Genomic DNA, 12,854 nt, shown 5'->3' with positions numbered 1-12,854 from the left:
GACCTGAGGACACCGTCGACAGAACAAAACCACAACCACCCACTAAACCACCTGGTCAAACCACATAAACTGCTGCCAAACCGCCGCAACTTCGGCTTAGGGTTGCGACCAATCCCCGGCGACAATGGTGGGCGAGCAGCTCCCAGACTTCCTGCCACGAAAGTCCCAGCGGTGCCACCAGATCGAACACGATGTCGCCGATGATCGTCGTGTGATCCTGTGTTGCTGCCGCATCGGGAGCGGGTGCCGATGCGGGAGCAACGACGTCGACCACGCCGACGCCCGTCGGGGTTTCTCAGTCTTCGGTGACCGCGAGGGTGACGTCGATGTTGCCGCGGGTGGCGTTGGAGTAGGGGCACACCTGGTGCGCCTTCTCGGTCAGCTCGAGCGCCTCGGCGCGCGGCAGGTGGGGGAGGGAGACCTCGAGGGTGACGGCGAGACCGAATCCACCGCCGTCCGTCGCGCCGATGCCGACACGGGCGCCGACGGCCGAGTCGGCGACATTCACCTTCGCCTCACGGGCGACCAGCTGGAGTGCGGAGTGGAAGCACGCCGCGTATCCGGCGGCGAACAACTGCTCGGGGTTGGTGCCATCGCCGGACCCACCCATCTCGGTAGGCATCGCAAGGTTCAGGTCGAGCCGGCCGTCGGACGTGCGGGCATGGCCGTTGCGGCCTTCTCCGGTCACGAGGGCTTCGGTGGTGTAGACGATCTTCATCGGTATTTCTCTCCTGTAGGGGTGTTGAAGCTGCAGTGCGACGAGTTCGTCGACGTTCATGCACCAACAGCTCCAGGTACTGCGGTAGGTGACGCCCACCAGTCGAGCATCGACCGGCTCATAGCTTCGATCACTCGGTCGGCACGTCGTCGGGGTCGAGCTTGACCTCGATCAGGAGCGGTCGTGTGCGGTTGACAATAGCTTTCTCCACCGATGTGAGATCGTCCGGAACTCGCATCGTTACTCCCTCGCCCCCGAGGGCAATTGCAAGCGCCGAGAGATCCGGCCACCGGAACAGTGTCCGGGAGGGATCCATGTCCCGGTTACGAAACTGAATGTGCTCGGCACCATACGACGAGTCGTTCAGGACCATGACAATCAAGTCGATCCCGTTTTGTACGGCGCTGACGAATTCAGTGATTCCACCGAGCATGAAGCCGCCGTCTCCACAGACGAGGAATACGGGCCGGCCCTGCGCGGCGAGCGCGGCTCCAATCGCGTTCCCCATGCCCAGGCCGATCGCACCGAAGTTGCAGGTATGCACCAGTGAATGGGGGTCAGAAACATGGAGCAGCTTATAGCCTGCAAACATGAAGCGACCGGCATCGACTACGACCACTCGGTCCTCGGGTATCAATCGGTCGATTGCTCGCACGGTCTCGTGGAATGGGATATTCCCCTCGAGAGAAGCGGGAGACGGTGGGATCTCGTAGTCCTCGAGATCAGCAGACTTCTCGATCCAGTCTTCCCGAAACCGGCGGGCAGGGACCTCTGCCTCATCGAGATACCCGATGATCGCGTGCGCGATCGTCGCAGCGTCGCCCAGCACAGCAGCATCGACATCGATGTGTCGCCTGATCGCCTGTGGATCGGTATCGCAATGCACGACTCGCTTTCCGTTCAGGAGGGCCCCTGAATCCGTGGTCCAGGAATTCAGGCTCGCACCGAACGCGATGACGCAATCGCTCTTGCCGATCTGGTCCAGCGCCGCCGAGGTGGAGAGTGTGCCGAATACTCCCAGCGCCCCTGGGTCCGCCAAAAATAGGGACTTTCCTCGCAAGGTGGTTGCGACCGGCGCGCCGAGACGCTCGGCAAGCCGGCAGATGGCTGCCCGAGCGCTCGGCGTCGCCGCTCCGCGGCCGGCCAGGACAATCGGCCGCTCGGCAGCAGCAACAATTCCGACCGCTTGGTCCATCGCGTCAGGGTCCAGTGTGGTGTTCCGGTCCGCAGGCGGCAGAGGGTCATGTCGGTAGTCAACCTCTTTCCACATGAAGTCCACCGGTACGTTGAGAACGATTGGTCTGCGTTCTGCGGTGGCTCGCCGCAAGGCCTCGCGCAAATTCTGAACAGCGGTCTCGGGGCGCCGTACCTGTTCGAAACCGGCCCCTGTCGGAAGAACCAATTCTCTTTGTGCAATGTCTTGCAGGGTGGTTCGGTCACCGGCTGCGGTGTCGCCGCAGATCAACACAATCGGCATGCGACTCCGCACGCTGTCGATCAAAGGCGGAAGTGCGTTGGCCAATCCTGGACCGTGGGTGACGGTCGCCACGCCGACCTCTCCTGAGACGCTGGCGTAGCCATTGGCCATCAACACGGCGCCGGCCTCGTGCGCCGATGCGATGTATGTGGCTCCAGGGATCGAGGAGTAGTGGTTCGCCAGGTAGAGGTTTCCGTCGCCCATCAGGCCGAACAATGTCTTGACCCCATGGTCGATCAGCCCTTGGGCGAGAGCTTTGTGGACCTGCATCGGTTGACCCTTTCGTTCAGAACGTCTCGAGACCACGTCTTGCCGATCAGTCGGCGGATTCCAACGGCGTCGCCGGCGTGAGACGCGACTCTCGACACGATTGGATTGAACGACGGACGGTCAGCGGTAATTGAACATGCGCGCGCCTTCTGACGCCGGTTTTTGTGAGATGGTGTCGGCAAGTACTTTGTATTCGGGAATTCGGGCACGGTCTACTGTCGACCGGTCACGGCAAACCAATTCGATGAGGTTGTCCGCCGGATCCCGCACATACATCTGGACCCCGCCATCTGGAAGCTCATATATGGTGCTGAGAAATCCGCTTTCTTTGATTCCCAGGTTCGTCGCGTGATCGTACAAGCCCATGAAATCGCTTACCTCCAGCGCAAAGTGGTGAATATAGCTTGCGTCCGTTGTCGGCCCGTACTCGTATACATGAAGGGTCCTGTCACCGACCGAGAACCACGCGGTCGGAACTGCGAAGGTGGGGGACGGGACCTGCTCGAGATGGAGAAAGTCTTTATAGAAGCGCACTGATTCACCCAGTTCACGAGCTGGCACGCTCACGTGATTGACGGCTACTACGGGGTGGCTCATCTCGTTCCTCAGCTTCTCGGTGACACCGCGATTAATTCGTATCGGTTGAGGCACAACCGATCAGACGGCTTGCGGGATCGGAGCCGATGCAGCGGCTTTCTCCTTCGCCTTCGCGAGGTCTTCACGAACGGCGAGACCGTACTCACGTGGGTCCAACTCGAGTCCGTACCGCCGCCCCGACGGATACAGCCGAGCCATCTGCTGGTGTTCTTCAGCGATCGCCAGCCGCATCGCGGCCTCGTCGGGAAGGTCGACGTCTCCGGAGATGACAGCGGCGAGCCAACGGCTCTGGATATCGATCATCCGGATATTGGCGCCGCCGCTGACGTCGAACAGCCCAACGAAGTAGAGGCCAGGCCAACTTGGCGACACGGCCCGTCGGTACAGGTCGATGCGTCCACCGTTGATCGGCGACACCTCGCTACTGAGGAACGGGATGTCGAACTGGTAACCGGTCGCGGCGATCACGGCGTCGAAATCCTCTTCCGTTCCATCGTCGAATCGAACGGTAGTCCCTTCGGCGCTGCTTGTTCCGGGACGAACGTCGATTCGGTTCCACGCGATATGGGACATCACGGTGGGGTGACTGGCCGGGTGCGTCCGGGTTTTCGGTGTCGTGAAGCCCCACTGCTCCATCCGCCCGTGCGTGACCAGCGTGACCAGTTCTCGGACCCGGCGCGCCAGCGGCCAAGGCAGCCAGGGTCGCTCCACCTTCGCCAGAAAACGTGACAACGGAGCACCGAACATCATCCGAGGCATGATCAGAACGGGAGAGCGGGCGGCCAGCACCGTCCGGTCCGTCACAATGCAGACATCCGCAGCGATGTCCAGGCCGCTGTTTCCGGTCCCGACTACGAGAACCTTCTTTCCGGCGAACCGATCCGGGACCCGGTAGTCACGTGAATGCAGGTATTCACCTGTGAAGTCGGCTGCGAACGGGGGGTGGCTCGGGATCGACTGGTGTCCGTTCGCTACCACCACACGGTCGAATTCGGGTTCCGTGCCATCGCTCAGCTTCAGCTTCCAGCGCGGGGCGCCGGGTGCTGCTGCTACGGGCTCGACGCTGTCGACCGCCGTGTTGACAACGATGTGCTGACGCAAACCGAAGTGGTCAGCGTAGGCGTTGAAGTAAGCCCTCATCTCATAGTGAGTGGGGAACAGGGATGCCTCCGCGGGTATCGGAAAGTCGCGGTAACCGGTGTCCCTCGCTTCGGAGTTGATCCGCAGCGACTGGTATGCGGCGCCGATCCCGTTGTCGTTCTCGTATACCCAGAGCCCGCCGAGCTCGGACCCCTTCTCGTAGACGGTGACGTCGAAGCCCCGCCCGATGAGGTGTTTGGCGGCACTGAGCCCGGCGGGACCTGCGCCGATCACGGCAATTCGCTGGACCTTCAAGATTTCCTACTTTCGAAATTTGTTTCCAGTTTTGGTAATCGTGATGGTATCGCTCGTCCACCCACCTGACAAGAGAAGAGACGCACAGTGTGGGCGATCGGTCGCGGTCGCCCGGTGGTTCGTCGGTGCGATCAGTGGCGGCAGCGTGCAGTGATTGGCCGTATTTGAGTGGCGTATTGCGCCGCGCATGGTCATGAGAGGCGAGTTCGTGTCTCGGGGTTGGGACTCTGCTGGTGTCTCTGTTCGATGAGCCAGGCGGCGATCTGCGTTCGCGAGGTGTAGCCGAGTTTGGACAGGATACGTTCGACGTGGCCCTGCGCTGTGCGCGGCGAGATGAACAGCTTTGCGGCGATGGCCCTATTGGTCAGTCCTTCGGCGACGAGCTCGGCAACTTGTCGTTCGCGTCGGCTCAGGGTGCTTACTTCTGGTGCTTGCCCTGCAGGCCTGGGTATTTCATCGACGGCGTATGTGACGGCATCACCGACGCTCAATACGCTGCCATGCCGGAACTTCTCCTCGAACTGTCGGTCACCGAGCGCCCGGCGAGCCTGTTGCTCGCAGTCTTCGTGGTAACTCAGACGGGTGAGATAGCTGGCCATCGTTCCGCCAACCTCCCCCCAAATTGCGGCGGCGGCACCGAGGAGGACTGCGGCACACTCGGGATTCCGGCCGGCTTCGATCCACGCCAGGGCCTGCAGGCTGCATCCGATGCCGAACGAGTCGTCGGCACGAGCCGACTGTCGGATTCCCTCCTCGATGACCGCTCGCGCCCGGGTGAGATCGTCGTCGCGCCACCACGCCCAGGCCCCAATCATCGCGGACCGTCCGCAGTAAACGACGTCGCCGAGTGTCCCGGCAAGGGCCAGCGTCTCCTCGTGGCAGACGCGTGCCTTCGACGCGTCGCCAAGCGACACGTAGGAGAGCCCTTCACCCAACAGACTCCCAACGTGAAAGAAGACGGCACCCTCAGTTTCCTTTGCGGCGCCGATCGCCTCCTCGAAATGTGTCACCGCCGATTCAGCGTCGCTGTTGTAGAGAGCGAGGAATCCTCGGACGTGCCCCCGGAGCGCGGGCATCGAGGTGTCGCCGGGTCGGCCCTCGACGGAGTCGGCGTGGGACATCAGGCTCAATCCTTCAGCCACGTCTCCCTGCACTCCCGCGAAGAGACTGTCCAGATACAGGGCTTTGGCCAGATCCGTGCTGGATTCGTCGGGTGCGGCGAGGAGCCGATCCAGCCAGAGCCGGCCTTCACGGAAGTATCCGCGGAAGAACCAGAACGGGAACAACCCGACCGCCATGCGCAGGCCGGCGTCGAGTTCCCCCGGTTCCGATACGCAGAACTGAAGGGCAGCACGAAAATTCGGCTTTTCCCGATCGAGATGGTGGAGCCAGTGCAGCTGGCGCGGACTGATGCTGTCGCTAGCGGCCCTCAGAATCAGCTGCTGGTACCAGTCCTGAAATCGTCTGCGCAGATTGGGGTATTCGCCCGTGGGCTGCAGTTTTTCCTGGGCGTACTCCTTCAAGATATCCAGCAGCCGGTACCGGACCACGTCACCGGCCTCTTCCCGGATCAGGATCGATTTGTCGACCAGTGACGTCACAACGTCGACGAGGTCGCCGCCCCGATCACCGTCGCCGCAGATGGCTTCGCAGGCGTCGAGTTCGAAGCTGCAGGCGAAGACCGCTAACCGCGCCCACAGGCGCTGCTCCTCTGGGGTGCACAGCTCGTAGCTCCAGTCGATCGACCACCGCAGCGTCTTCTGCCGTGCCGGTGCGGCCCTGCTACCGCCGGTGAGGAGTCGGTATCGATCGGTCAAGCGGTCAAGAAGCTGTTGCACGGACATGACTCGCAGCCGGGCTGCGGCCAATTCGATCGGCAATGGCAAACCGTCCAGGCGAGCGCAGATGTGCGCCACCGTCACCTGGTTGTCCTCGGTGAGTTCGAACGTGGGTACGGCGGCGACGGCCCGTTGCACGAACAGCGCCACCGATTCGTAGCTGGGCAACCCGCGAAGCGAGGACGCGCGGCGTGGGTCGGGGGCCTGCATCGGCGGAACTCGTAACACCGCTTCCCCGCTGAGTCTGAGCGACTCCCGGCTCGTTGCCAGGATGCGCGTCCCCGGGCAGGTCCGCAACACGGTATCCGCCAGCGCTGCCACCGCCTCGAGCAGGTGCTCACAGTTATCCAGCACCAGCAACAGTTGCTTATCGGCCAGGTAGTCGGTCAGTAGGACCAACGGTGCTCCCGCCGATTGATTCCTCAGTCCAAGGACGTCCGAGACGACACCGGTCACCAGGTCCGGATCGGAGAGCTCGCCCAGCTCGACCAGCCACACCCCGTCGGTGAACGCCCGCTGCGAGTCGGTGGCGACTCGCAGCGCGAGCCGGGTCTTCCCGACGCCCCCGATCCCGGTCAATGTCACCAGACGGGACGCGGACAGCATCTTCTTCGCCTCGCCGATCTCGTGGCGGCGGCCGACGAAACTGGTCAGCTCCACCGGCAGGTTTCCGGTTCTGCCTCGCCCCCGGACCGGTATCGAATGACCCGAGCCGCCACCCGATCGCGTGGTCGTGTTGGTGGGTGGCGGGGGCACCGGGGTGGGTTCGGCCGGCCCGCCCGCGGGGTCGGCTCGATTGGATTCGTCGTCCATGGATCCTTCACTGATCTCGGTGGGCACTGGAACGTCGTCAGCCCGGAGAACGCGGCGACGCTTGGAGACCCGGAGCTATTCGCCGAAACCGGACGCGGCGGCACGGCGGTGGGCTGCGGGCAATGCCCTGCTCCAACAACTCGGTGACGTCGCTGGGACGTAGTAAGTGCAAACGCTACGCCCTTCGGGTCGATGTCGGTATCGGTGATTCTTTCCGAAACCCGCAACCGCACACGGTCTGTGGGACCGGGCGCGGCCGGAGGAGCGGGAGTGCGGTCTTGTACTGGTTCCCGGGTGAGCGACTACCGTGCCGGTCAGACGACGAGCGTGATGCGGCGTCCCAGCTGGCGGTCGTACTCGTGGTGAGCAGCCTCGATCTCTGAGAACGTGAACGTCGTCGACTCGGGAAGGTCGAGCTCACCGGCGGTGAGCAGTTCGGCGAGTGTGTGCAACATCGGGCCCGACTCGTGAGTGATCACCAGCGTCGGGTTCTCCTTCGACCCGCTGTGGGGCGGGCTTCCCGGGACAACGGTGACGTAGTGCCCCCCGGGCCGTAACGCGTCGGACAGATCAATTCCGGCGGTGTCGATCACTCCGTCGACGCGGGAGACCGGCAGTGAGCCGACATGTACTTCCTCGGCTACGCCGGTCGGCAACAACTCCGCCTGCTCGGCCCGCCGAACCAACGCGTGCGCGCGGTGTCCGCGGAGGTGGAGGAGCTGCAGGGCGATACGTCCGACCGCGCCGGCGGCTCCGGCGACGAGCACGTCAGATCCCGGAGTCAACTGCAGAGCATCGACGGCCTGCATCGCTGTCAAGCCGGGTAGGGGTAACTGGGCAAGGATGGCCGGGTCGACGCCTTCGGGGGCACGGGCAAGGGACGTTTCCGGGAGGCAGACGAACTCCGACCATGTCCCGTTTCCGGTGACGGCCGACGTCGAGGCACCAATTACCCGATCACCGGGCAGAAATCGGTCAGCATTCGGGCCCGTCTCCTTGACGGTGCCCACCAGGTCGTATCCGAGCGTGAACGGCGCACTTCCCTGAGGTGTGATCACCCCGCTACGAATTTTCACGTCCGCGGGATTGATCGCCGACGCTTCGAGGGCGATGAGTACTTCACCCTCACCCGGACTGGGGACTGGAATATCTCGCACCTGGAGCACATCGATGTATCCAGGAGAATCGAACTGAACAGCGAACATTGGTTCATACCTTTCGTGCGTGAGATCGACGACGATCTCGGGCTGTGGCGGAGAGAGCGCACGGCGTGGCCGCGAAGCCGAGGCGACCGGGTGGCTCGCAGTGAGCCACCCGGTCGCCCGCGGCAGAACGTGGGCAGGTGCACACGTCCGACTACAGTCGGCTATCGAAGCGACCGCAAGCCCACGCGAATCTCTTCTGCAAGGAGCTGTGGCTGTTCCCAGGCCGCGAAGTGCCCGCCCTTGTCGAGCTTGTTGTAGTGGACGAGGTTGGGATACGCCTTCTCTGTCCAACTGCGCGGTGCCTGATAGAGCTCGTCGGGAAAGACGCTCACGGCAACCGGGATGGAGACGCCCCGGGTGGCGAGGAACGCCGGGGACGTGAGTTCCCAATAGAGGCGAGCTGCGGACACCGCGGTGTTCGTCAGCCAGAACAGCGTGATGTTGTCGAGGACGTCGTCTCGCGTCAGGCCCTCGGGCTGTCCGGCGAAGGCCCGGGAGATCAGCTCCAAACTCTTCGCGTCGTGGTCGAGCATGAACGTTGCCAGTCCGACGGGCGAGTCCGCCAATCCGGTCAGTGTCTGTGGGCGCGTTCCCATCTCCACGGCGTATCCGATGTGCTGGTAGAAGAAGGCCAGCTGGTCGGAGGCTGCCTTTTCGTCGTCGGAGAGATCGGACGGCAGTGGGTTGCCGGTGCGGAGCGCCTGGTCGATCTCGGGTGGAACCACGGAAGCCATGTTGGTGTGAATGCCGAGCAGTTCCGGCGGCGCCTGTAGAGCCATCAGTTCCGTGACGATCGCACCCCAGTCTCCGCCGTGGGCCGCGTACTGCGTGTATCCGAGGCGCTTCATCAGCTCGATCCAGGCGCGTGCGATGCGGTCGAGGCCCCAGCCGGTGGTGGTCGGTTTGCCCGAGAACCCGTAGCCGGGCCCCGACGGAATCACCAGATGGAAAGCGTCCGATGCGTCACCACCATGAGCGGTGGGATCGGTCAGCGGTTCGATGATCTTCAGCTGCTCGATGATCGACCCGGGCCACCCGTGCGTGACGATGAGCGGCAACGCGTCCTCGTGCTTCGAGCGAATGTGAATGAAGTGAATGTCGAGCCCATCTATCTCTGTGATGAACTGCGGCAAAGCGTTCAGCTTCGCCTCGACCTTGCGCCAGTCATAATCTGACGCCCAGTACTGCGCGAGTGCCTGGCTCGTCGCGAGCGGCACGCCCTGCGACTGATCTGCGACGGTCTCCTTGTCGGGCCAGCGTGTGGCCGCGATGCGCTGGCGCAGCTCCTCGAGTTCGGTCTCAGGGAACTCGAATGTGAACGGCCGGATCGCAACTTCGGATGTGACAGACATGTGGGGTAGGTCCTTGCTGTGTTGATGGGTGGTCGAGAATCGCTCTTGAGTGGATTGGTGCCTCTGGCTCATCCGATCTGTTCACCTACGCGGTGAACAGATCAGACCAACCTCTGGGGTTGAGGGAGCGTTAGGTGGGCAGCTCTGTCCCGGCCTGTTCGGCGACCATGTAGGCGGCGTACCAGTCGGGCCAGTTCTCGTCGTACTGTCCGCCGTTGCGCTTCTCGTGTTCACCGTGGGCGATGGCCGCGCGGAAAAGCGCATTCATCAGGTCGCGGTGGGAACTGAATACTGTTGCGGCGGAGTCGATGCGACCGGGCAGCCGGGTGGTGACTTCCTGCAGCTTCCAGGTGTTGCCGTCGGGATCCTGGAAGGTGGCGTACGAGTTGTAGCTGGAATGGTCGGGGTCCGGTCCGGGGACCGGGCCGTTCGCGGTGTAGTGGAAGATGTCGCTGACATCGATTCCGGCGGCGATCAGCTGTCGGTGGGCGGCGCCGATGTCGGAGACGATCAGGAAGGCTGCGGCGGAGCCGGGTGCGGCGGTGGTCAGGCCGGTGCCGAAGTGGATCGAGGTGTCGGCGCCGGTCGGGGTGAACTGGACGACGCCGGAACCGGGCGGTGTGAAGTCGTGTCGCCAGCCGAGTTTCGTGTAGAACTCGGTGGCGCGATCCATGTCGGAGACGGGGAGGACGAGCACCTCGAGTTTCATGTCGACGGTCGTGACCGTCGCGGTGGTGGTCGCCTCGGTGGTGCGGGTTTCGGTCATGCTCATGACTCCTTCTGGGGGATTTCTCTGGTGGGTGGTGACGGTGAGGTGAGGGATGGGGGAGTACTGACGTTCGGCGGCTCCCCTGGGGCGATCGACGGCGCGACTGCCTACATTGGGGTGCTGCTGCTGTCGCCGCCGCTGTGCCAGCCGGCGAGGATTCGGTCGCCGAAGGTGGTTTCGGCGCGGCGGTCCTGCCTTTGATCGCGTTGCCGGTCGTGCTGACGCTGCTGCTGCATGGTGTTGTCGTGGTCGCGGGGAATGTCATGGGCGGCGGCGGGGGTGGCGGCTGCGGCGCCGGCGGGGATGATGCCGAGTGCGGCGGTGGCGACTGCGGCCGTGACGAACCGCTTCCAGGAGGAGATGCTGGTGTGTGAGTTGTTTCGGCGGAGGTGTGTGCTGTTCATGCCGATAAGACTCGCAAGTGCGCGGCGCGTGGGACGGCGGTGATCTACGTGCTTCACTACCCGCATTTCCTACGCAGGTACTCCGAGGAAGAGAGCCGACCGGTCTGTTCGGAAGGGCACTGCGGCAGGCGGCATCAACCGATCAGAGATCGGACCGCCCCATGGGAATCAGGGCAGGGTGCCACTAGGCAGTGGGGGGCACTGCCCGAACTACGGCTTTCGGGAATCGATGCTCTCTTCGCGGGCGATCCAGGCGGCAAGCTGCGCGCGGGATCGATGCCCGGTCTTCGTGAGGATGCGGTCTACATGTCCTTCTGCGGTACGGGGCGAGATGACCAATCTTTCCGCGATCTCCTTGTTCGTGAGTCCCTCGGCCACCAGCTTTCCCACTTCCTTCTCGCGAGGGGTGAGCTTCACGTTCGCTGAGGGAGTGGCGGGCACCGCCGGCTTGGACGTGCGCTTTTGCAGCGCGAATTCGATCGACGCGAGGTGTTCGAGGCCTTCACCAGCCCGAGATTCCCTCTCGAACGCGGAGTCACCAAGCAGCTGCTGGGCGCGTTTCTCGTAACGAGTCCGTGTGCGGACCAACGTTTCGTTTCCGAAGAGTGGAGAGCTCCCCATCTCGCCGCACAGTGTGCGCCCGATACCGAGCAGGCGTGCGGATCGAACGGGGTTTCCTTCCTCGATCGCGATCCACGCCAGAATCTCGGTGCATGCACTCACGCCCAACCAGTCGCTCAGTGACTGCTTCAGTTCGATCGCTTCTTTCAACGAGTCCGATGCTTGTGCGTACTCGCGCTGGGTCCACAGGGTAAGTCCGCGCGCCCACAGCGCCCATGAAGTCGAGAAGCGCTCCCGCAGCGACTTGCCCAGGGCGATGGTTTCGTCCGCCGAGGCAAGTGATTGTTCTAGGTTTCCGGACAGGCAGTGCACGAAGGCCAGTTGCGCGCCGCCGAGGAGTGTCAGGGAATTGACTTCCCCTGACTCGGCGTGATGTGACATGCCCGCAGTGAGGAACTCTAACGCTACTTCGAGATTTCCGTCAATCTCCTCCGCCGCGCCCCGGAACTGAAGCGCAAACGCCTGCGCGGTTCGATCACCGATCGATTCCGCGACGGCGCTGCATTCCAGCAAATAGCGCTTGGAGGTCGTGATATCGCCCTGAACCATCGCGTACCAACCGATCACCCAGAGCGCTTTCGCCCTCTCGCGGCTCGGCTGCCGGTCTGCCTCCAAGGCTCGGGTCAGCCAGTACCGCCCGTCGCGCAGCAGGCCACTGGCGTTCCAGAAGAACCACAGCGCACCCGCCATCCGGAGACCGGCTCGCGCCTCCCCAGGGGTGGACAGGCAGTACTCGAGCGCCGCCCGCAGATTCGCCCGCTCGTGCCGGAGACGACGGTTCCATTCCAGCTGCCCTGACCCCAGTGACTGGCCCTCGCTGCGTTCCGACAAACGCAGGAAATAGTCTCGATGATTCCGGTGCCACGTATCCTCGTCGCCTTGCTCGGTCAGCTTCTCGCCCGCGTAGTCCTTGATACTCTCCAGCAATTTATATCGAACCGTGGATCCGGACTGAACGGTGGAAATGACCGATTTTTCAACGAGACTGGAGATTACGTCAAAGGCGTCCGGAACAATGTCCAGATCAGTGCACACCCTCTCGACCGCATCGAAATCGAAGCCGCCCGCGAATACCGACAGCCGCGCCCACAGGACTTGTTCCTCCGGCGAGCACAGATTGAAGCTCCAATCGATGGCGCCACGCAGCGTTTGATGCCGCACCGGTCCGCCACGGTTTCCCCGAGTCAACAGATCGAAAAGTGCGCCCTCCCGGGACAGGACGCGGTCGAGGGGAAGTGATCTGATCCGGACCGCGGCGAGTTCGATAGCCAGAGGGATGCCGTCCAGCCGCCGGCACAGACGGGCAACCTCCAGGCGGCTCTCGTCGTCGAGGGTGTATCCGGGGACCACAGATGCCGCGCGTTGCTCGAAAAGATCGACCGCCTCGGAATGAAA

The 12,854-nt window shown here is 63.2% G+C and carries 11 protein-coding genes; all 11 read right to left on the bottom strand.

Annotation, left to right across the window (positions count from 1 at the left end):
• Positions 1-55: 55 nt before the first annotated feature.
• Positions 56-274, bottom strand: coding sequence for a hypothetical protein (locus ACFWAY_RS51085; protein WP_378516156.1), 219 nt, complete (start codon positions 272-274; stop codon positions 56-58).
• Between the two features lie 21 nt (positions 275-295).
• Entirely contained in the window at positions 296-718 is a 423-nt protein-coding gene (locus tag ACFWAY_RS51080) for an organic hydroperoxide resistance protein (RefSeq protein WP_378516157.1), read from the bottom strand.
• A gap of 130 nt (positions 719-848) precedes the next feature.
• A complete protein-coding gene (locus tag ACFWAY_RS51075) occupies positions 849-2,465 on the bottom strand; it encodes a thiamine pyrophosphate-binding protein (protein WP_378516155.1) in 1,617 nt (538 codons plus the stop codon).
• Between the two features lie 120 nt (positions 2,466-2,585).
• Positions 2,586-3,062, bottom strand: a complete 477-nt coding sequence (locus tag ACFWAY_RS51070) for a VOC family protein (RefSeq protein ID WP_378456064.1) — start codon at positions 3,060-3,062, stop codon at positions 2,586-2,588.
• Between the two features lie 60 nt (positions 3,063-3,122).
• On the bottom strand, positions 3,123-4,457 hold the full coding sequence (locus ACFWAY_RS51065) for a flavin-containing monooxygenase (RefSeq protein ID WP_378516154.1): 1,335 nt from the start codon (positions 4,455-4,457) through the stop codon (positions 3,123-3,125).
• Between the two features lie 191 nt (positions 4,458-4,648).
• Positions 4,649-7,108 carry an ATP-binding protein gene (locus ACFWAY_RS51060; protein WP_378516153.1) on the bottom strand — a complete coding sequence of 820 codons (2,460 nt, stop codon included), beginning with the start codon at positions 7,106-7,108 and terminating at the stop codon, positions 4,649-4,651.
• Between the two features lie 314 nt (positions 7,109-7,422).
• A complete protein-coding gene (locus ACFWAY_RS51055) occupies positions 7,423-8,313 on the bottom strand; it encodes an NADP-dependent oxidoreductase (protein WP_378516152.1) in 891 nt (296 codons plus the stop codon).
• A 161-nt stretch (positions 8,314-8,474) separates the two neighbouring features.
• Entirely contained in the window at positions 8,475-9,665 is a 1,191-nt protein-coding gene (locus tag ACFWAY_RS51050) for an epoxide hydrolase family protein (protein ID WP_378516151.1), read from the bottom strand.
• 130 nt (positions 9,666-9,795) lie between these two features.
• Entirely contained in the window at positions 9,796-10,437 is a 642-nt protein-coding gene (locus ACFWAY_RS51045) for a VOC family protein (protein WP_378456059.1), read from the bottom strand.
• Positions 10,438-10,541: 104 nt separating this feature from the next.
• Positions 10,542-10,838 (bottom strand): hypothetical protein, encoded by a 297-nt coding sequence (locus ACFWAY_RS51040; RefSeq protein ID WP_378516150.1) that lies wholly within the window; start codon positions 10,836-10,838, stop codon positions 10,542-10,544.
• A 210-nt stretch (positions 10,839-11,048) separates the two neighbouring features.
• On the bottom strand, positions 11,049-12,854 hold a 1,806-nt coding region (locus ACFWAY_RS51035), incomplete at its 5' end, for an ATP-binding protein (protein ID WP_378516149.1).

This window comes from Rhodococcus sp. NPDC059968, assembly GCF_042738615.1.
Taxonomy (GTDB): domain Bacteria; phylum Actinomycetota; class Actinomycetes; order Mycobacteriales; family Mycobacteriaceae; genus Rhodococcus_F.
The sequence above is the reverse complement of the archived record's forward strand: the minus strand, read 5'-3'. Positions and strand labels throughout refer to the sequence as shown.

Coding starts and splice junctions, on each gene's coding strand:
- ACFWAY_RS51080 (WP_378516157.1), bottom strand. CDS start 718: ATGAAGATCGTCTACACCACCGAAGCCCTCGTGACCGGAGAAGGCCGC.
- ACFWAY_RS51075 (WP_378516155.1), bottom strand. CDS start 2,465: ATGCAGGTCCACAAAGCTCTCGCCCAAGGGCTGATCGACCATGGGGTC.
- ACFWAY_RS51070 (WP_378456064.1), bottom strand. CDS start 3,062: ATGAGCCACCCCGTAGTAGCCGTCAATCACGTGAGCGTGCCAGCTCGT.
- ACFWAY_RS51060 (WP_378516153.1), bottom strand. CDS start 7,108: ATGGACGACGAATCCAATCGAGCCGACCCCGCGGGCGGGCCGGCCGAA.
- ACFWAY_RS51055 (WP_378516152.1), bottom strand. CDS start 8,313: ATGTTCGCTGTTCAGTTCGATTCTCCTGGATACATCGATGTGCTCCAG.
- ACFWAY_RS51050 (WP_378516151.1), bottom strand. CDS start 9,665: ATGTCTGTCACATCCGAAGTTGCGATCCGGCCGTTCACATTCGAGTTC.
- ACFWAY_RS51045 (WP_378456059.1), bottom strand. CDS start 10,437: ATGAGCATGACCGAAACCCGCACCACCGAGGCGACCACCACCGCGACG.
- ACFWAY_RS51040 (WP_378516150.1), bottom strand. CDS start 10,838: ATGAACAGCACACACCTCCGCCGAAACAACTCACACACCAGCATCTCC.